Consider the following 19,176-nt stretch of genomic DNA (forward strand, 5'->3'; position numbering starts at 1 on the left):
CGTGATTGTGGAAGTCACGGGACCCCGGCTGTTTCCTCCGTCGTGTTCACGCCGGAGTCGAGGCTAATAGTCGACCATCATACCCGATGCAGGATCCAATCAGGAAAGTGTTATGAAGGGCCACGGATCGGCTATGCATCTCTGACAGATCGCGTGGGCTACAGGAGGTTTTTGAGAATGTTGAAGGTGCTAGTCCTTGCCGGGTGCGTAGCGCTGGCATCCACTCCGCCCTCGCAGGCGCAGGATAGCCAAGCAGTTGTACAGGTGGCCAATGGCAGTCTGCAGGGGGCAGTGGAAGACGGTGTAGCGAGTTGGAAGGGAATTCCATTTGCCGTGCCGCCGGTAGGGCCGCTGCGTTGGCGCGCGACGCAGCCAGTGCAAGATTGGACAGGTATCCGCGACGCAACCGAATATGCGAGCGACTGCATGCAGGAGCCGTTCCCGAGTGACGCGGCGCCCCTTGGCACTGAGCCGGCCGAGGATTGCCTGTATGCCAACGTCTGGCGTCCGGCGGAGGCAGCGAACGGGCGATTGCCGGTCGTGGTGTGGATCTATGGCGGCGGTTTCGTGAATGGCGGCGCCTCGCCGCCCACCTATGCGGGCGCCGCCATCGCAGGCCGCGGGGTGCTGTTCGTCAGCTTCAACTATCGTGTCGGGCGGTTCGGGTTCTTCGCGTTTCCGCAATTGACCGCTGAGAATGCCGACGACGGGTTGCTGGGCAATTACGGGTTCATGGACCAGGTCGCCGCCTTAGGTTGGCTGCGGGAGAACGTTGCGGCGTTCGGCGGCGATCCGGGCAACGTCACGGTCATCGGCGAAAGCGCAGGTGGCATGTCGGTGCACAATCTGGTGACCTCCCCATTGGCACGCGGTCTGTTCCACAAGGCCGTGGTGATGTCCGGCGGCGATGCAAAATCAGCGGATGTTACGCTGGCCGAGGCGGAAGAGATCGGGGTGAACTTCGCTCGGGCCCAGGGGCTCGATCCGACCGCTTCCGATGCGTTGCAGCGTTTGCGGCAACTGAGCGCGGAGGAGGTGACCGGCGGGCTGAACCTGTCGCAGCTATCCGAAACTCAAGGGCCGCGGACCTTCACACGTCCATTCCCGGACGGGACGGTCGCCGTGGACATGGACAAAGCCTATGCCAGCGATGCCTTCGCGCCGGTTCCAATGATCGTGGGGGCGACCAGCGCGGATATTGGCGGGCCAGTCGGATACATGATCGCCGGCGCGCGCGAAGCAGCGGGTATGCTGGCCGACAAGGGCGTGCCCGTGTGGCACTACCGCTTCTCCTATGTCGCGGACGCAATCGGCCAGACCGGTGCGCAGCACGCTTCCGAGATCCCGTTCTTTTTCGACAATACGGCAATCAAGTATGGCAGCGCGACAACGCCCCAGGACATTGCGATCGGCAGAACGATCGCGGATTACATCGTCCACTTTGCAAGAACGGGTGAGCCGAATGGACCGGGCTTGCCCTTGTGGCCGCGATATACACGCGCCAGCGACATGATCATGGACTTCGCTGAGAGCGGAAGGGCTGAGGTCAAACCCGACCCTTGGGGGGCCGAGATCGATGCAAGCCGAGCACGCTGAGCTTCGTGCTCTCCCGCTTTCGGCTCTTCACAGCCATTGATGCAGCTACAGCATTGCAGGCTTTCTGGCGAAGATGCCGAAGCCGGCAATCGCTGCATAGCACAGCGCGGGCAGGATCAGCGCGACCGCGAGACTGCCGCTCAGATCGGCCAGCATTCCGGTAGCAAGCGGGATCACGGCGCCGCCGAAGATCGCGACATTGATCAGGCCCGAACCGTCCGCTGCCCGTGACCCCAGGTTTTCGGAGGCGAGACTGAAGATGGTCGGGAACATGATCGCGTTTGCCAATCCGACCGCCAGGATGCTGTAGGCAGCCAACGTGCCGTCCGAATTGGTGGAAATGCCCAGCAGCACGATTGCACCCGCCGCAGCACAGGCCAGCACCAGCCCCGGGCTCACGACGCGCAGAACGGCGGACCCAAGAAAGCGGCCAACCATTGCACCCGCCCAATAAAGGCTGACCATCCAGCCAACCGCACTTTCAGGAGCGTCGAGCACACGGTCCTGCATCAGGTAGTTGATAACGAGGGAGCCGATCGAGACCTCCGCCCCCACATATAGAAAGATCGACAATGCGCCGAACCCGAACCGCGGACGGCGCAGCAGGTCGAGGCCGCCCAGCATGCTGGAGGGTTCGTGCCGTTCGCCCTTGAGCCGGTTGCGGAACAGCCAAACGACCAGCGCCACCACGGCAATGGCGGCGGCAAGGCCGACATAGCCGTTCACGATCGCTTGGCTTTCCGCCCGGCGATAGGCATCGAGTGCCGGACCGGAGAGTTCCGCTGCGGACACCGTCACAAGGCTGCCCAAGATCAGGATGGAGCCGACATAAGGGAAGATCGTGGTGCCTAGCGAGTTGAACGCCTGCGCGAAGGTCAGCCGGCTGTGCGCCGTTTTCGGATTGCCGAGCAGGCTGATCAGCGGATTGGCCACCACCTGCACCAGCACCACTCCGCTCGCCAGCACGAACAGGGCGAACAGGAACAGCGGATAGGTGGCGCTCTGCGCCGCGGGAATAAACAGCAGGCAGCCAATCATCATTGCGACCAGGCCCACCACCGCTCCACGCATGTACCCGATGCGTTTGACCAGCTGCGATGCCGGAATGCCGACCAGCAGGTATGCGGTGAAGAAGCAGAACTGCACCAGCATCGCCTGTGTGTAGTTCAGCGTGAACAGCTCCTTCAGTTTGGGGATGATCACGTCATTTAGGCTGGTGATCCCGCCGAAGATGAAGAACAGCGCAAAGACGAAGCCCTGCAATCCGGGCGCCTGAACGGGCGCGGCCGAGCGGTCGGCGTGCAGTGCAGAAGGAGCGATGGCCATGGGTGCAACCTGATTGGAGAAGGGGAAATTACTGTGCCTGGCAGATGGCGTAGCCCAACGGAGGCAGGGTGACGGCGACGCTGCCAGGGGCGCTGGCCGTCGGCGCGCACGTGCCGGCAAGGGCAGCAAAGGCGCTGGAGGCGGTCTCCACCTGCACCTGTTGCGTCATGGTCTTCGTGGAGGTGTTGAAGACCAGCAGCATTTCACGGCCGCTGGCGGGGTCGAAGCGCGATATCGCCAGCAGGCCGGGCGTATCGCCACGCGCGCGCAGAACCTGCCGCCCGCGGGTCAGCGCGGCATGGCCCGTGCGGATACGGGCCAACTCGGCAATCTGGCGAAACAGCGGATGTGCGGTGTCAAAATTGATCTCGGCGGTGGTCGCATCGCTGCCGAGCAGGGTGTTGTCATTGTAGCTGGCGACTTCGCTGGCGAACATGTCCTCCCGCGATCCCTGGTCGCCGCCATCTCCGGTAAAGCCCTGCTCGTCGCCTGAGTAGATCGTCGGCACGCCGCGCAGCGTCAGCAGCATGGCGTTAGCGAGCATGGTGCGTTCCAGCAGCTCGGCATCGCTAGCTTGTGGGAAGGCCCGCCGAAGCTGGAAGCCGAAGCGGCCATCGTCGTGATTGCCGGTGAAGGTGGGCAAGGTGAGTGCGGTGTCGAAGCCGTGTTCGTATAGTGCATCGCCGTCGAACAGCGTCTCGAATGCATTGGTGCCAGACGTGCCGGCCACCGTCTGGACGACCGCCTCGCGGAAGGCGAAGTCGAGCACGGCCGGCAGTTTGTCGACGCGGGTAAATCTGGCGAGGCCCCCCGCATCGAGCGAGTGCAGCGCAACTTCGCCGAAGATGTGGAAATTCGGGACGCCGCGCGTCCGGGCCCGATCGAGCATTGCGGGGACGAAGGCCTGCCAGAACTCCGGGTTCACATGTCGCGCCGTGTCGATGCGGAACCCATCGATGCCGAAGCGCTCGATCCAGCCACCGAAGATATCGATCATTCCCTCAACAACCCTGGGATGTTCCGTCATGACATCGTCGAGCCCGAAGAAGTCGCCCATGGTGGAGCTTTCGCCGGCGAAGCTGGTGTTGCCACGGTTGTGGTACAGGAGCGGATCGTTCAGCCAGGCTGGGCTCTTGGCAGCCTCCTCTCCGGCGGGGATGTAAGGCTGGTATGCCCAGGCCGGATCTGTCAGCTGCGCCCAGTTGGCCGGATCGGCATCGGCATCGCCCTTGAAGCCGGGGTTGATCGGTTCACCGTCGATCCTGCCAGCAGTGATGTAGGGGAATTCCGCCAGCCCGCGATAGGTGCAGTCCCCACTTGCGCCGTTGTCGCCGTCGCATTCGCGATAACTGATTACGTCGGCCGTGTGGTTGACGACGATATCCATGTATACTTTCAGGCCGCGCTCATGGGCAGCTTCAACGAGAGCGGCAAAGTCGGCATCCGTCCCAAAGTGCGGATCGACATGCTCAAAATCCGTGATCCAATAGCCATGATAGCCCGCGGACTGGCGGCCTGGCGGACCCTGAACCGGCTTGTTGCGGAAGATCGGTCCGACCCACAACGCCGTCACGCCAAGGTCCTGGAGATAGTCGAGCCGCTGCAGCAGCCCTTTCAGATCGCCGCCATGGTAGAACCCGGTATCCGCGGGATCAAAGCCGGTGACGGAACGATCGCCGGACAGGCCGCCGCGATCATTGCCCCTGTCGCCATTCTCGAACCGGTCGGGCAGCACGAAGTAGATCACCTCGTCCTGCGGCAGACGCTGCTGGACCGCGGTGGCGGTAGGCGGCGCGGCCTGTGCCCAGGCGGCGGGGGCGGAGAATAGCAGGGCTAGCGCGGGCAGGGCGGAGCCGATCAGGCGAGAGGGGGTCATGCGGGCGTCTCCAGTGCGGCAAGGAAGGCTTCGTGCGAGGGCATCCGGTCGACCGTCGCGGCCGAATGGCGCCGGGAGAGGGCGAGAAATTCTGTCAGTTCGGCGGGGTCAGGCGCATCGGCCAGAGGGTGATGCCCTGCCGGCACGATCCCCTGTCCCACCATCACCTGCAGCCAGGCGACTTCGGTAAACAGGTCGTCGGGATCGCGCGCGATCTGGCCGGTGGCGCGGAACAGGTCGATGCGGTGCTGCAGCCGTTCGGGCAGGGGAGTGGACCGGCGTTCGACCCAGAACGGTTCGGGCCGATCATTGGCGTAATAATGCAGGATCAGGAAGTCCCGCACGGCCTGCCATTCGCGTTCCGTCTGCCTATTGTATTCCGCTGCCAGGGCAGGTGCGACGTCGGCCCCTGGCAGAAGCTCCAGGAGGCGGGCGATCCCCGACTGGATCAGGTGGATGCTGGTGGATTCCAGCGGTTCGAGGAAGCCGGCGGCAAGGCCCAGCGCCACGCAATTTCCGAACCAGGCTTGGCGGCGGCGTCCCGCGCGGAAATGCAGGGGGAGGGGCTGCGAAAGGGAGCGGCCGTCAAGATTGGAGAGAAGGGTGTCGGCGGCCTGCTGATCGTCCATGTGCGCGCTGCTGTAGACCAGGCCGTTGCCGGTCCGGTGCTGCAGGGGGATGCGCCACTGCCAGCCTGCCGGGTGCGCGGTGGCGCGGGTGTAGGGGGTGAGCGGGCGGACACCGTCGCACTGCACGGCGAGCGCGCGGTCGCAAGGGAGCCAGCGGCTCCAATCATCGAAGCCGACCCCCAGCGTGCCGCCCAGCAGCATGCTGGCAAAGCCGGTGCAGTCGATAAAGAAACGGCCGGCGAGGCTGCGGCCATCGTCCAGCTGTACCGCCTGTATCAGGCCGCTGGCGCCATCGCGGCGGATATCGGCCACGCGCCCTTCCGTGCGCTGCACGCCGCGCCCTTCAGCATAGCTACGCAGGAAGGCGGCGTAGAGCGCAGCGTCGAACTGGAATGCCCAAGCAAGGCCGGTGGGCAGGTCGGGCCGGCCCTGATCGGGCGCGAAGCGGTTGGCCCGGGCGGCCAGCGCGCTGGTAGAGAACGCCCATAAATCTGCATCCGGCTGCTGTGCCTGATGCCGCAGCCAGTAATGATGAAACGGGACCAGTCCCAGCTTGCGGCCGATTGTTCCGAACGCGTGGTAATAGCGGCTGCCATTCTGGGACCAGTCGACGAATTCGATGCCCAGCTTGATCGTGCCATTGGTCTGGTGGATCAGTTCGGCGTCGTCGATCCCCAGGCTCTTGTTGAACAGGCGGATCTGCGGGATCGTTGCCTCGCCAACCCCGACACGGCCGATCGCATCGGATTCCACCAGCGCGACGCTGCGCCCGTGTGGCAGGAAGCGAGCAAGGGCGGCGGCGGCCATCCAGCCGGCGGTGCCGCCGCCCACGATCACGAAATCATGCATGGTCCCTCCCATCGCGCACCGCCGCCACATGAACGACGGTGCGCGGAATGATGGTCAGAACTTGTAGCTGAACCCGGCCAGGAACCGGCGGCCATAGGTCTGGTAATCGATGACCTGTGCGCGTTCCTGACCATTGATGGTCACGAACGGGGCGTCGGTCAGGTTCTGGCCCTGCAGGAACAGCGACAGGCCGTTCAGCGTGCCGGAGGAGAAGTCGTATCCGACCTGCGCGTCCACGATCGTCTCGTCCAACGCACGACGGCGGGTACGCGCCGCGCCAAAGCCCGACAGCTCACCCACGAAGGTGGAGCGGTAGCGCACCGAGCCGCGTACGTTCAGGCCCCACTTCTCGAAGAAGGCGGTGCCGTTCAGCACCCAGCGCGAATAGCCGGGGATGTCCTCTGCCAAGCCGCCGGGCGTCGGGACGATCTCCGTCTTGGTGTAAGAACCACCACCGGTGACGCCAAAGCCGTCCAGCGCTGCGAACACGTCGCCCAGCTGCAACGTGCTGGCGAGTTCGGCGCCATAGATGCTGCCGCCTTCGCCATTGATCGGTTGCGTGTTGCGCCCCAGCGTCGGCGTGCCTTCGGGAGCGCCGGTGGGCAGGGGAAAGCCGGCGAAGTCGAACGGCACTTCCAGGTTGTAGACGAAGCTCTTCAGGTCCTTGTAGAAGCCCTGCGCCGCAACATAGCCACTGTTGCCGAAGTACTTTTCGACCGTGACGTCGAACGAATTCGACCGGATCGGCCGCAGATACGGGTTGCCGCCGCTACCACTGATGATCTCTTCCTGCGTGTTGTAGCCGTAGCCATTGGCAACGCGCATATCGTCCATCCGCGGGCGCTGCATCTGCCGTGCGGCACCGAGGCGGAACACCCAGTCGCTGGGCAGGCGCAGCGACAGGTTGATGCTGGGCAGCACATCGACATACTTGTCGCCCCGCTCAAGCTCGCTGAAGCCGGCGCCATTGAACACCAGACCGGAGGAGGACTGGTCCGTGAACACGGCCTGCAGGCCGACATTGCCGGTCAGGTCCGCATCGCCGATCTCCTGGTCGATCGTGCCCTGCGCGTAAGCGGTGATGACATCCTCATCCACGCGGAAAGCGGACGAGATGACATCGTTCGACAGGTTTGGGACCCGATCATAGACGCCGCCATCAAGCAGCGCGCGCGGATCGTAGCTGAGGATCGGCCCCAACCCCAGATAGGACACATCCGTCGATTCCAGCACATACTGCGCCGGAATAACCTGGCTCAGCGCTTCATCGGGAAGGGCCAGGAAGAACTGGGTTGGCACCAGATCCTTTGTGCGGGTGGTATAGTTCACGCCGGCCCGCACGCTGGCCAGGAACCCGCCATCAAGTTCCTTTTCCAGTTCGGCACGGAACTGCTTGATCTCGTCCTTGATGTCGCGGTCGTTGTAATAGCCAGCCTGGCGGTTCACACCTCCCCAGCCGAGCGGATCGGTCAGCAGAATCAGGTTGGGATCGGAATAGTCGAGCGTCGGGCTGAACGTCGAACCCTGCTCGCCGGTGGCAAAGCCGATCGTGTCGGTTGCGCCCGTGTTCGGTCCGAAACCGGTGCCGCCGTAAGTTTCAAGGACGATCTCATTCCGGTCGGTGCGCGAGTAGCTTGCGTCAAGCTGGGCGCTCCACCCGTTGTCACCTTTCCAGCGGCCGTTCCAGCCGAAGGAGTACAGCTTCGCGCTACGTTCGAAGCCGTCATTGCGCACCAGTCCCTCGACATTGTTGAACGTGCCCGAGGTGACCAGACCGTCCGTGATCACGGCATCGGTTAGTGGCGACTTGGGCACAGCGTTGCCCGCCGCATCGGTGATTGTGCCGGCATAGCTGAGCGGCAGTTCGATCCCGCGCTTGATCTGATCGTCGTTGAAATCGGAATAGAATGCATCGAACGTGGTGGTGATGCTGTCGGTCGGCCGCCATTCCACCGTTCCCTGCAGGCCAAGGCGCGTCAGCGTGGTGGATGTGACATAGGACTTGGAACCACCGATCACCGCCACGCCCGGCGCTGAAGGGTTCGCCGTGTCGAAGCCCCACGCATTGTATTCCTGGATCTGGTACGGCTCATCCAGATAGGATGCGGACAGAGCCACACCCAGCGTGCCGTCGGCAAACTGGTCGACATAGGTAGCGTTGACGCGGTAACCGAGGTCCTGCGACCCGGCGTTGAGCTTGCCCGCGTCGGCATAGGTGCCGCGGGCGCCGATGGAAACGACCTGACGGCCATATTCCAGCGGGCGGATGGTGCGCAGATCGACCGTCCCGGACAGGCCCTGTCCGATCAGCGAGGCATCGGCTGTTTTGTACACGAGCACCTGATTGACCACTTCAGACGGGTACTGGTCGTATTCCACCGCGCGGTTGTCACCGGTCGAGGTCTGTTCACGGCCGTTCAGCAGGGTGGTGGCGAAATCGGGCGCAAAGCCGCGGATGGAGATCTGGTTCGATCGGCCGCTGACCCGCTGGCTCGTCAAACCCGGAAGCCGGGCGATGGATTCGGCGATCGAGGCGTCGGGCAGCTTGCCGATATCTTCCGCCGATACGGATTCCACAACCACGTCCCGCGTACGCTTAGCCGCGACCGCATTCTCCAACGCGGCCCGGAAGCCGGTCACCACGATCTCGGCCGAACCGTCGGCGCCTGCGCCGGCCTCTGGCTGGAGCCCGTCGGCACTGGGTGCCTCGTTCGGGTTGCCGGCGGTGGCCGAACTCGCGTTCGGGTCGGGCACATTGGTGGAAGCCTGGCCGGCCTGCGCGGCGGCTGGCGCGGCCAGCATCAGCGAGGCGGCAATTGCCACGATGCTGGTCCCGGCAGCTGCATGGCGCGCGATGGCGGAGGACAGGGCAACAGTCTTCCCGGTCGAAATCGGCTCAATCATGAATCATCCCCTCGTGGACCGGACGGATCCTCCCCTTCGGGCCGCCGATTCCTTGCAAGCGCTGGTTGTTACGTAATCGTTTACAGTGGAGCTGGTGGGACAGACAAGAGGGATCCCGAACCGTCACTGTGCAGTAATGAAACGTGGCTTTTCAGCAACATCGGGCAGCGAATCACGGTCCGCTGCCCGATGTGCCGATCACTTGCGGGCAATGGTGATCTTGGCCGCCCGACCTGACGTACCGAGCGTGAACGCTACCGTGCGAGTGGCGGCATCACTGCGGCTGTCGAGGGTACGCCGGCCCTGGCGCACATCCGCTGTTCCGTCCCAGCCATGCACTGTGACGGCGATCTGCTCCCACCATGGGCGGAACTGCCCTTCGCGCGCACCGATATCGATGCTGACACCCTCCGGAGTAACGGCGCAGGTCAGCTCTTGGCGCAGATAGCTTCCCTGCTGGAAGGCCATCGAATGCCCGTCATCCGCGTAGAGCGTTCCCCGGCAATCCTCGCCAGGATAGACGTCCAACATCAGCGGTCCCGCCGGCGTTTCCGACAGGCTTTGCACCACCGCCTGCCGCGGCAGGATGGTGCCGGCGCGCACGAAGATCGGCAGGTGATCCAGGCGGGGGGTCTCGCGCACGATGCTGCTTGCGACCCGCACCCCGCCAGTCGCCTGGGACGCCGACTGGATCGGTGCGTCACCCTGATCGGTTGCAGGCTTCCCGGCAGGGAGTCCGGTCCAGTAATCGTACCATCCACCTGCCGGCAGACACACATCGTACTGCTGCGGCGATTCCGGCTTGGGCGGCGGCGCTACCAGCATTGCCCCGCCAACAGTGAAGGTCCAGCTCTGATCGCACGCGGCGTTCAGGGCGGTGGGGTAGTCGTAGAATACCGGGCGCAGGATCGGGTCGCCGGTGCGCGCATTCAGTTCCGCCAGGCCATACAGATACGGCATCAGGCGGTACCGTTCCTCGATGAACCGGCGGCGGATCGCCAGATGCTCCGGACCATCGACCCATGGTTCAACGCGGGGCGTGTCCTTTGCCGAATGGTTGCGGAACACGGGATAGAAGGCGCCGATCTGGAACCAGCGGGTCAGCAGGTCCGCGCTGGGTCCGCCACCGAAGCCGCTGACATCGGCGCCCGAATAGGAGAAGCCCGACAGGCCCAGATTGATGATCTGCTGGATCGACAGCTTCAGGTGATCCCAGCTGGCGGTGTTGTCGCCCGTCCAGGTCACGGAGTAGCGCTGCCCGCCGGCATAGCTGGCGCGGGTCATGAGATAGGCCCGTTCGTCTGGGCGCAGCGTCCGCAAGCCGTCATACGTCGCCCGGGTGTTCTCCATCCCGTAAACGTTGTGCATTTCCAGCTGGGTGGCGGTGCGTGGCGCGAAATCGTCACTGGCGATACGGTGGACGTTGTCCAGCGGCATGGTCTTGGTCGGCGTCTCGAAGATCGCCGGCTCGTTCATGTCGTTCCACGCACCCGCGACGCCCCAGTCCAGCTGTTCCTCAAACAGGGCGCCCCACCAGTCACGTGTGCTTTCCTGCGTAAAATCGGGAAACACGGACGGACCCGGCCAGACAGGCGCGACATAGGTCTGCCCGTCGGCGCGCTTCACCCAGTGATCGCCGGCAGTGCCGGTGTCATAAGGCGTGTAGCCTTCGTTCGGGGCGGCGGCGATGTGCAGGTCGGTGATGGTGATCACCTTCATGCCGTCGTCACCCAAATCCTTGATAAGGCCGGGCAGGTCAGGGAAGGTCTTGGTGTTGACCGTGAACGGGCGGTTGCGGTCCTGGAAGTCGATGTCGAGCCACATCACGTCAGTCGGTATGCGCTCGGCACGCAGCCGGGCCGCAACATCGCGCACTTCCTCTGCGGACATGTAGCTGTAACGTGACTGCTGGTAGCCCAGCGCCCATTGCGGGGTCAGCGGCGCCTTGCCGGTCAGGTCAGTGTAGCGGCGCACGACCTCCGCCGTGGAGGGGCCGTTGATGATGTAATAATCGATCGGGCCATCCGGGCCGCCGAAAGACAGCACTCCTTCTTCCTTGTGGCCGAAATCGAACCAGGTGCGCCAGGTGTTGTCCAGGAAGATGCCGTAGCTCCCACCGGCCCCGCCGACACCGATAAAGAAGGGAATGGACTTGTAGATGGGGTCGTCAGCCGAGGAGAAGCCGAACGCATCGGTGTTCCAGTTGACGAAGCTCTTGCCGCGGCGGTCCATCCCGCCGGTCTTGTCGCCCAGGCCGAAATAGCGCTCTGACTGAGGCATGGCCTTGCGCAGGGTAAATGCGCTGCCGTCCAGCTTCACCGATTTCGGGGCGTCTTGCGTGATCACCGCGCCAGACATGTCGGTGACAGTGAGCCGTCCGTCTGCAAACGAAACGCGCATTGTGGCGGTGGAGAAGCCGTCCGGCGCTGCTGTTACACGCGCTTCGCCTTGGCGCATTTCAGGCGGCACTGCCCAGCTGGCATCTTCTGGCATGGTGCCGTCGCGCCCGATGGTGACACGCAGGATGTCGTCGGTCAGGGCCGTGACACGCATCCGCATATCCGCACGCACAACCTCCATCCCGGCGGGCTGCGCTGCCATTGCAGCGGAGGCGGTCTGGCTCTGCGCACGGGCGGGCAGAGCAGCGGAAGCCAGCACGCTGGCTGACAGAGCGGCGCACAGCAGCATGGTCTTGCGATGACGGAACATTCTTCCTCCCCTTTCGTGAGCCGATTCGGCCTCTCATTAGACTACGTAATCGATTACAGTGGCTGCGGTTACAAGGATTGGCAGCGAACAACAAGACGTTGCATGCCACGGCGTGCTGGTGGGGTTCGGAGCAGGGCTCCTAGGCGGACTGGCGGCGCACCATGTCCAGTGGCAGGCACACGGATTCCGTCGCCTCGCCTGCCATACGCCTGAACAGCAGATCCAGCATGACCTGCGCCGCGGCGCTCAGATCCTGGCGGATCGTGGTCAACGCCGGCATGATGTGCGCGGCCAGGGTCACATCGTCGTACCCGACGACCGGGACGTCGTCCGGTACCCGCCGGCCACTTTCCACGATGGCCCGGATCACGCCCATCGCAATCACGTCGGATGCGGCTACGACGGCGTCGATGTCCGAACTGGTGGCCAAGGCCCTTTCGAGCGAGTTCAGCCGCGGATCGAAGGACAACGGCACCGGGATATGTGGGCCCGGGGTGATGCCGCGATCCTGGTGAGCCTGCAGGTATCCGGCGTAACGTGCGGCAAGTTCCGGGATGTCGGTCATGCCGGCAAAGGCGATCTGGCGCTTGCCCAGCTCCAACAGGTGTGCGGTCGCCAGTCGCCCGCCCATGTGGTTGTCGGTCCCGACACAGCAGTAATCGCCATCGACCCCGGCGGTTTCGCCCCAGACGATCAAAGGCATGTAACTGCGCCCTACCAGGCGCAGCGCGGCCTCCTGATCCGATTGGCACAGAACTATTATGCCATCGACCCGGCCGCTGCGAGCCAGGTTGTCCAGCCAGTCGGGATCGTGCGGATTGACCGCGGAAAGCAGCATTGCGTGCTCGCGTTGAGCAAGTCCGTCCATCAGGTGACCGATCAATGCGGTATAGAACGGGTCGGACACCCGCTGCGCGCTTTCGTGGCCCAGCGGAATGACCACACCGATCGATTGCGTGCGCCCAAGCCGCAGGTTGCGTGCGGCCTGGTTGACGCGGAAACCGTGATTGTTGGCGATCTCCATGACCTTGCGCCTGGTCTCCGGGCTGATCTGTGCGTGACCCGACAGTGCCCGTGAGACGGTGGCAGCGGTGACGCCGGCAAGTTCGGCGATATCCGCCAGTTTCATAACTTCTTTTCGAACGACCAACGGACCACTCTCCCTTCCTCGCGTTGGGCATCTGCCGGGACAGGCCGCAAGCTTTTTCTGGGACTGAACCGAGCCATGGATTGATCTGGACGCTAGATGAGGCTTTGCCGGTGCCAACCGTTCAGCTGCGGGACCCGGCCATCCAGCGTGCACGTTATAGCCACCCACCTTTGGGTCGCGGCAGTGGCACGGTGACAGACCATGCCTTGATACACCGGGTGTGCGATCTGATAACTACGTCGGTAACTTGTCGCGTACTGCATGGCAAGGCGGGTGCCTTCATCACCTCTTTCCCGGCTGAACGAGACCTTGTGGTCCCGTTCGTTCGCGAAGAGCTGACCGCGAAAGCAGCCGTCCGCGGACTACTCGGTTTCACCATTATCTAGCCGATTACAATGCGGAAGCCGGCCTTCGAAAATGATGAATGAACGGCCGGTTTGGAGAAGCGTTAAACTGCCATCGAACGTCCAATATGGGGTCGTCGGCTACATGCCGGTTCTGAGCTGAAATCCTGCAAGCGAGGCACGGAGGACCGCCTGCGTGACGGACTGAGCCTTATGAAGAAGCGGCGCGTGGTGTTCGCGAAACATGAGTTGGCCTATAATTCCGGCGGCTAAGTCAGGACTCATTTTGTCTACGCCTTGAAGGGCTGCCTCACAGCGCTCTGAGCCGCACTGCCTGAGAGCCGCCACAACGTAACGCTCGCCTTCGCGTTCAACCACGGCAGCAAGATCGAACATGTCGCGAGGCTGCAATCGTGATCCGCGATAGTAGATCTTCTTTGCAACGATCTCAGCAGGCGTCTCGAGCAGCACGTTTCGCCCTCGCACGGAAGTCTGATTGGCCGGGTGAGCGGTGATCGATGCACAGCAAATGAAGTCAATTTCGCCAATGTCGGCGAACGTTAACTTCAGGACACGGCCACCGTCCTCTTCGTATCCGTCTGGATTACGATCGAGCGAGTAGTCCTGCGTTTCGGGATTGAGAAACGGCATCACCTGCGGATCGTCGAGGAACAGGTCGATATCGTGGCTTTCACGATGATCGATTTGCAGCATTAGCGCCGTCCCGCCGCCAAACGTCCATTCGAAGGGTAGCTAGCCTGTCGAGCCTGGTCGATGATGCTGGCCGCGGTGTCGAAGAGTGACGACCACTGGCTTGGCCGCGCGTCAGGCATGCGGGTCAGGCGGCAAGGGGGAGAGCGTACCCCGCCTTGATGGCGAACTGCGCCGCCATCCAGTGGACCTGATTGTGGTCGACGCCCATGATGTCGATGAATTGATGTTGCAGCTTCTCGTTCACCTCCGAGAAGAAGGCGAACACCGGCGCATCAAAGAAATCGAGGCTGGTAGGGTCGACGATCTTCGCTGCGAGCTGATGCGCGGAAAGGTTCGTCCCATAGGGAGCGTTCACCGTCGCCAACACTGATGTCGCTACGTTCATCATGACCAACCTGCGGTCCAGCTCCATGTCGAGGCAGGTGATATAACCTGCTGGGGTACTCGAAACAAGAACGCGCTAGTGACGCTACGGCTCCGTCCAAGCTTGTCTGGAGCTCGTTAACACGCCGTCGGAGCGCTGTCTCGCGCCTACCTTCGGAGGTGAATGAATGCCCGAAGTCGGGAAGGAGCAAGGTGCCGCTGGAGGTCCATTATGGGGTCAATCACGTTTACGAAACAGGAACGCCACCGGTGACCGCGACGACATTGCCGGTCATGTAGCTGCCCTCAGCCGACGCGAGCAGCACATAGGCAGGGGCGAGCTCGCCGGGCTGTCCGGCACGTCCCATTGGTGTATTCTGGCCAAGGGTCTCCAGTTCTTCAGGCGACTTCGCGATCGGCTGAATGGGCGTCCAGATCGGTCCGGGCGCAACCGCGTTCACGCGGATGCCATCGCTGGAGAGAAGGTTCGACAATCCAACCGTCAGGCTCGATACCGCACCCTTGGTGGCCGCGTAGACGATCATGCTCTTGGCTGCGATCTTGGCCTGCTCGCTGCTCGTGTTGATAATGGCCGAGCCTGGTTTCATGTGTGGCGCAGCAGCCTTGGCGAGGCGGATCATGGCGAAGACGTTGGCGGCAAAGGCCCCCTGCATTTCGTCGTCATCGATGCTGTCCAGCCCCTCGTTCATGGTCTGGGCGGCAGCATTGTTGACAAGGATGTCCACGCCGCCAAGCTCTGCGACGGTACGTTCGACAAGCGCTGCGCAATGATCCCGGTCACAAAGGTCGCCTGGCAACAGAAGGCAGCGCTGTCCCGCCTTGTCGACCCAGTCCCGTGTTTCCTCGGCATCGGCTTGCTCTTCGGCAAGATAGGAGATGGCCACGCTGGCACCCTCACGAGCGTAGGCTATCGCTACAGCCCGGCCGATGCCAGAGTCCCCGCCAGTGATCAGCGCCACCTTGCCTTCAAGCAGTCCCTTGCCGACATAGCTCTCCTCACCATGATCAGGCTTGGTTCTCATCTCGGTCGTCAATCCGGGGCGCGGCTGCTGCGGTTCGTCAGGGAACCTCGTAGGCTGGCTGGTGCGCGGATCCTGGGCCATGTCTTCTCCTGTAGATGGTTCGAACCGCCAACGGCTCACAGGAGGTTGCGTGCCTGCACATCCGCCATGGCAAGCCCGCAATGGGCTGGACCCGAGGAACTTGACCTGCGCGGCAGCGCTCTGATGCACGCAAAGGGATATCGAGTAGTGGTTCTGTGCCGCACGAGCCGGTCCGATGTACCCGCACCTAGCCGCCGGACGCTTGCAGATTTGTACGGATGCACATAGATATGCGCATGAATAATGGGCATCCCATGCCAATGGCAGCTATCCGGACGCGTCGCGCCACCAATGTATCGCTAGACGCTGCACTTCTTGAAGAGGCGAAGGTGCTCGACATCAACGTTTCGCGTGCCTTTGAACAGGGCCTTGCCGCTCAGATCGCCGAGTTGCGCGCCGAGCGTTGGCTCGCCGAGAATGCCAATGCGCTGACTTCCTCCAACAGTTACGTTGAAAAGGGCGGACTCCCCTTGGCGGACTATCGCCGATTCTGATGGCGAAGTTCGACGTTTACCGAATGCGACAAGGGGGCATTCTCGTCATCGATTGTCAGGCTGACCTGCTCAGCGGTCTGAACACACGCTTGGTGGTGCCCTTGCTTGCAAGGAGCGATGCGCCGCAGCCCGCCGCGCGGCTCAATCCGACGTGCACTAAATGCACCTGGATCTTGCCAAAAGTCTTGAGTAGCCGCCATTTGACGGCGGCGTCGTAAACCTAGATTTATTCTGAACGGATACCGAAAACCGGGATGCGGGCAGGGCAGTCTGAGCGTCCACTTTGGGGGCGCGCCAAAGGAGCGAGCAGACGGCAGCTCGCGACCACAATGCGTTTTTCGCCGAGCGGGCCTTGAACGGCGGCTCCCGCCGGAACCAGTTAGTTGCTCAGCCTGAAGCCACTGCTGCCTCACAATCAGAACGGCAGCCCGTTCGAATTGCTTGTAGGGGTCGGCATCGGTGTGCACCCGGCAGGTCACCGTCATGTTCACGCCATGCCGGAGAAGACCGGATCTTCGACCAGTCGAAAGCATAGGGAGCGCGGTTTGCCGGCTCCATAGAGGTGGGCCACCGGGACGCACCAAGCGGCACGTGCTCGCCGAACGGCGTGGAGCTGGGCACCTGCAGGGGGCTGACGGTGTGCTGTGCGCCGGCAATCAGGGAGCCAACATCCGCCGGCGGCACTGGCTCGGCCGCAGCGGCGATGACGCCCTTCGCGATCAGATGCGTGAAGATGAGGCGTCAGCCCTCCTACTCGTCAATGCTGACCAGATTGGCGCGCCAGAGGATCACCCCCGGCGCGTCCGTTCTTTAGGCGATGTTCGACCAGGCTTCCGGCAGGTCGGTGGCGCCGATAGCCCGCACCAGTGCCTTCACCTTTTCCCTCGTTTGGAACCGCGGCTCCCGCGTGACTCCGTGCTGGTAGCCGTCTGCGCCAGTCCAGACATATTCCACGAAGTCGAGCGGCGTGCGCAGCTTCGGTTCCACAGTCAGTATGTCACCGTTGCGGGTAAGTACGGGGCGAGCGGCGAAGACAGCAGGAACCGCGTTCACCACTTCATCGCGTTGCCATACTTCGATGCCATGCACCGTCAGTCCATACCGCTTGGTGCGATCGGGCTCCCAACCCGTCCCACTGTTCTTAATGCAGGTGTTGATCATGAAGTACCACCGCTCAAGGAAACCAGGCGGCGTCGGAAAGCGCATCCACTCCTTGAGGTTCGTCCGGTCGGACATATTCTCTGGGCTGGTCAGGTCGATGTTCAGGTAGATAAAATCGGGATCGACCCGAACCTCACAGGTGATCGGCTTGCCGCTGAATTGGTCGAGGTCAGCGGGCCAGCCATTCGCCTTCGTGATCGACTGCGACACGATCTTGTGATGCGGCGCACCCTTCCGACCCTTGATGAAGGGGTCATGATTGTGGACCGAAAACCAGTTGCCCCACATGCGGTTGACCGCATCCGGCTCGTTGAAGTCGATCTCCTTCCGGGGAATGTGATGGTACCGGCGGAAGTCCAGACAGTAACCCCACATGCCCCAGAACAGCTTGCCCGCGATGTCGTCGGTGGAGGTGGTGCGCCAGCGGAACACATAACCTCCCGCCCAGCTGCGGCCGTGCATTGAGTTGGACACTGAAGTGAGCGCACCGGCCCGCCACTTGCCTTCGCGGTACTCGTTATACAGCGTCAGCGCGCCGGGCTTGTAGTCGTAGGTCGGCGTCGGCACGTCGTCCAGGAACGGGTTCTTGGTTCCCTCGTCACCGCCGACCGCCGGGTTCGCGCCTTGCGCGTAGATCGTCGGGCTGAACGTGTTGACCTTCCCGCCAGCGCCTACTGTGTTGACGCGGAAGTCTTCGAGATACACGCGGGTGTAGCCATCAAGGGGCAGGGCAGGCCTGCCGCTCTGCGCCCGGTATTTGGCGGCATTGCGCGGGTTGGCAGCAACCCAGGCATTGTGGGCTTCCACGTCGAAGCGATGGATGTGCGGGTGATCGCTGGCCTCATAGACCGGCGGATTGCTGCCTTGGAACGGGCTGCGTCCCCCACGAGAGGCGAGCCAACCTTCGGCCTTGGAGTACCACTCTTCTGAAAGTTCGCCCTGCAGACCGATAAGGTCGCCAATCACGACACCGATATTGTCGCCCTGGTCCGCGCGGGGGCCGATGATGCTGTCGCCTGTGGTATCATTGTCCCCGCTCCATGGAAGGTCCGGCCCTAGGGCGAGCGAGCCATTCAGGCGGTTGAACAGGTAGCTGTCATGCCGCCCCACGATGGCGGTGTTCCAGGTCTCGCCATCGGTGATGACGCCGCCAATCTCCACCAGAACGGGCGCAACGGGCTGGACACGCTTGCCGTCATAGGTCAGCGCATCCCACCGGGCGATAAGCTTGCCCTTGCTGTAATAAACTCGCGGCGTGTTGCCTTTGCCCTGGCTGTTCACGTTGATCGCGACGAGGTGCACCTGCCCGGTCTTGCTGGGATCACTGAGCTTGAACCGGATCAGGAAGCCCCGGAACATGGTGGCGCCAAAGCTGGTGCCGTCGCGCAGCAGGAACTGGTTTTTGTTGAACACCAGCCCCTCATCGGTGATCGCCGGCGTGCGGCTGGTGATGCTGTGCGCCTTCGACGCCGTGCTCAACAGGCCCACTGGCGCATGCGCAACCGCGTCGCCGACCATGTCGCCCGCCTGGTACGCGAACAGCACCTCATCGGGGAACAGGCTTGGCTCCCACCTGGCCTGGCCGGTGCTCGAAATGGCGGTGGGCTTTAGCAAATGTTCGCCCGAAAGTTCGACATTGGCGGAAGATTGCGATGGCGCTTGACTTTTATCGCCGGTACAGGCGGATATTAAGAGCGTCGTGCCCCCAAGTATAAATTGCCGACGTTGCAACATTGTTGAAGGCTTAGTAGTTTCTGAGGGAAAGTAAGTCTTAGATTCTTTCCGTTTTTTGACAAGCCAATCGCGCTCAAGAACTTTCATAATGTTTCCGCAAATATCTAGCGAGCTTCGTCCTTTTATTGCGAACAGGAATGAGGAATGGTTAAGGCCAGAGGCGTGCAAAGCCCTTATCGTCTGTTGAGCGAACGATCAGACCG

General features: G+C 62.7%; 13 protein-coding genes. 3 read left to right on the forward strand and 10 right to left on the reverse strand.

The genetic code is table 11. From position 1 onward, the window contains the following. The first annotated feature begins 177 nt into the window (after window positions 1–177). The gene (locus D5S08_RS14575) at window positions 178–1,596 is read left to right on the forward strand and encodes a carboxylesterase/lipase family protein (protein ID WP_121119863.1); all 1,419 of its coding nucleotides are present in this window, start codon (window positions 178–180) and stop codon (window positions 1,594–1,596) included. A 45-nt stretch (window positions 1,597–1,641) separates the two neighbouring features. Here the strand turns inward: D5S08_RS14575 and D5S08_RS14580 are convergent, their stop codons facing one another. The 9 genes from D5S08_RS14580 to D5S08_RS14620 all read right to left on the reverse strand — a co-directional run bounded on the left by D5S08_RS14580 (window position 1,642) and on the right by D5S08_RS14620 (window position 15,584). Beyond that, a complete protein-coding gene (locus tag D5S08_RS14580) occupies window positions 1,642–2,922 on the reverse strand; it encodes a sugar MFS transporter (RefSeq protein ID WP_121119865.1) in 1,281 nt (426 codons plus the stop codon). 28 nt (window positions 2,923–2,950) lie between these two features. Continuing rightward, on the reverse strand, window positions 2,951–4,798 hold the full coding sequence (locus tag D5S08_RS14585) for an alpha-amylase family glycosyl hydrolase (RefSeq protein WP_121119867.1): 1,848 nt from the start codon (window positions 4,796–4,798) through the stop codon (window positions 2,951–2,953). After that, window positions 4,795–6,276: a tryptophan halogenase family protein gene (locus D5S08_RS14590; protein WP_241557434.1), complete on the reverse strand. Its 1,482-nt coding sequence runs from the start codon at window positions 6,274–6,276 to the stop codon at window positions 4,795–4,797. Before D5S08_RS14590 ends, D5S08_RS14585 begins: the two co-directional genes overlap by 4 nt. Window positions 6,277–6,330: 54 nt before the next feature. Next, window positions 6,331–9,180 carry a TonB-dependent receptor gene (locus D5S08_RS14595; RefSeq protein ID WP_241557435.1) on the reverse strand — a complete coding sequence of 950 codons (2,850 nt, stop codon included), beginning with the start codon at window positions 9,178–9,180 and terminating at the stop codon, window positions 6,331–6,333. Window positions 9,181–9,378: 198 nt separating this feature from the next. Next, window positions 9,379–11,889, reverse strand: coding sequence for a TIM-barrel domain-containing protein (locus tag D5S08_RS14600; RefSeq protein WP_241557436.1), 2,511 nt, complete (start codon window positions 11,887–11,889; stop codon window positions 9,379–9,381). A gap of 139 nt (window positions 11,890–12,028) precedes the next feature. Next, entirely contained in the window at window positions 12,029–13,018 is a 990-nt protein-coding gene (locus D5S08_RS14605; RefSeq protein ID WP_121119871.1) for a LacI family DNA-binding transcriptional regulator, read from the reverse strand. Window positions 13,019–13,524: 506 nt separating this feature from the next. Next, window positions 13,525–14,097 carry a nucleotidyl transferase AbiEii/AbiGii toxin family protein gene (locus tag D5S08_RS14610; RefSeq protein ID WP_175578953.1) on the reverse strand — a complete coding sequence of 191 codons (573 nt, stop codon included), beginning with the start codon at window positions 14,095–14,097 and terminating at the stop codon, window positions 13,525–13,527. A gap of 124 nt (window positions 14,098–14,221) precedes the next feature. Next, window positions 14,222–14,509, reverse strand: a complete 288-nt coding sequence (locus D5S08_RS14615) for a hypothetical protein (RefSeq protein ID WP_241557437.1) — start codon at window positions 14,507–14,509, stop codon at window positions 14,222–14,224. 199 nt (window positions 14,510–14,708) lie between these two features. Beyond that, window positions 14,709–15,584: an SDR family oxidoreductase gene (locus tag D5S08_RS14620; protein ID WP_121119873.1), complete on the reverse strand. Its 876-nt coding sequence runs from the start codon at window positions 15,582–15,584 to the stop codon at window positions 14,709–14,711. A gap of 236 nt (window positions 15,585–15,820) precedes the next feature. On the opposite strand from D5S08_RS14620, the gene D5S08_RS14625 reads away from it, so the two are divergent. Then, window positions 15,821–16,078, forward strand: coding sequence for a type II toxin-antitoxin system CcdA family antitoxin (locus tag D5S08_RS14625; protein WP_241557438.1), 258 nt, complete (start codon window positions 15,821–15,823; stop codon window positions 16,076–16,078). After that, window positions 16,078–16,296, forward strand: a complete 219-nt coding sequence (locus D5S08_RS14630; RefSeq protein ID WP_121119875.1) for a CcdB family protein — start codon at window positions 16,078–16,080, stop codon at window positions 16,294–16,296. The genes D5S08_RS14625 and D5S08_RS14630 overlap by 1 nt, the downstream gene beginning before the upstream one ends. Before the next feature lie 592 nt (window positions 16,297–16,888). On the opposite strand, the gene D5S08_RS14635 is transcribed toward D5S08_RS14630, so the two are convergent. Next, entirely contained in the window at window positions 16,889–19,060 is a 2,172-nt protein-coding gene (locus D5S08_RS14635) for a hypothetical protein (RefSeq protein WP_206610359.1), read from the reverse strand. Window positions 19,061–19,176 lie beyond the last annotated feature (116 nt).

It is taken from the genome of Croceibacterium ferulae, assembly GCF_003660445.1.
Lineage (GTDB): Bacteria > Pseudomonadota > Alphaproteobacteria > Sphingomonadales > Sphingomonadaceae > Croceibacterium > Croceibacterium ferulae.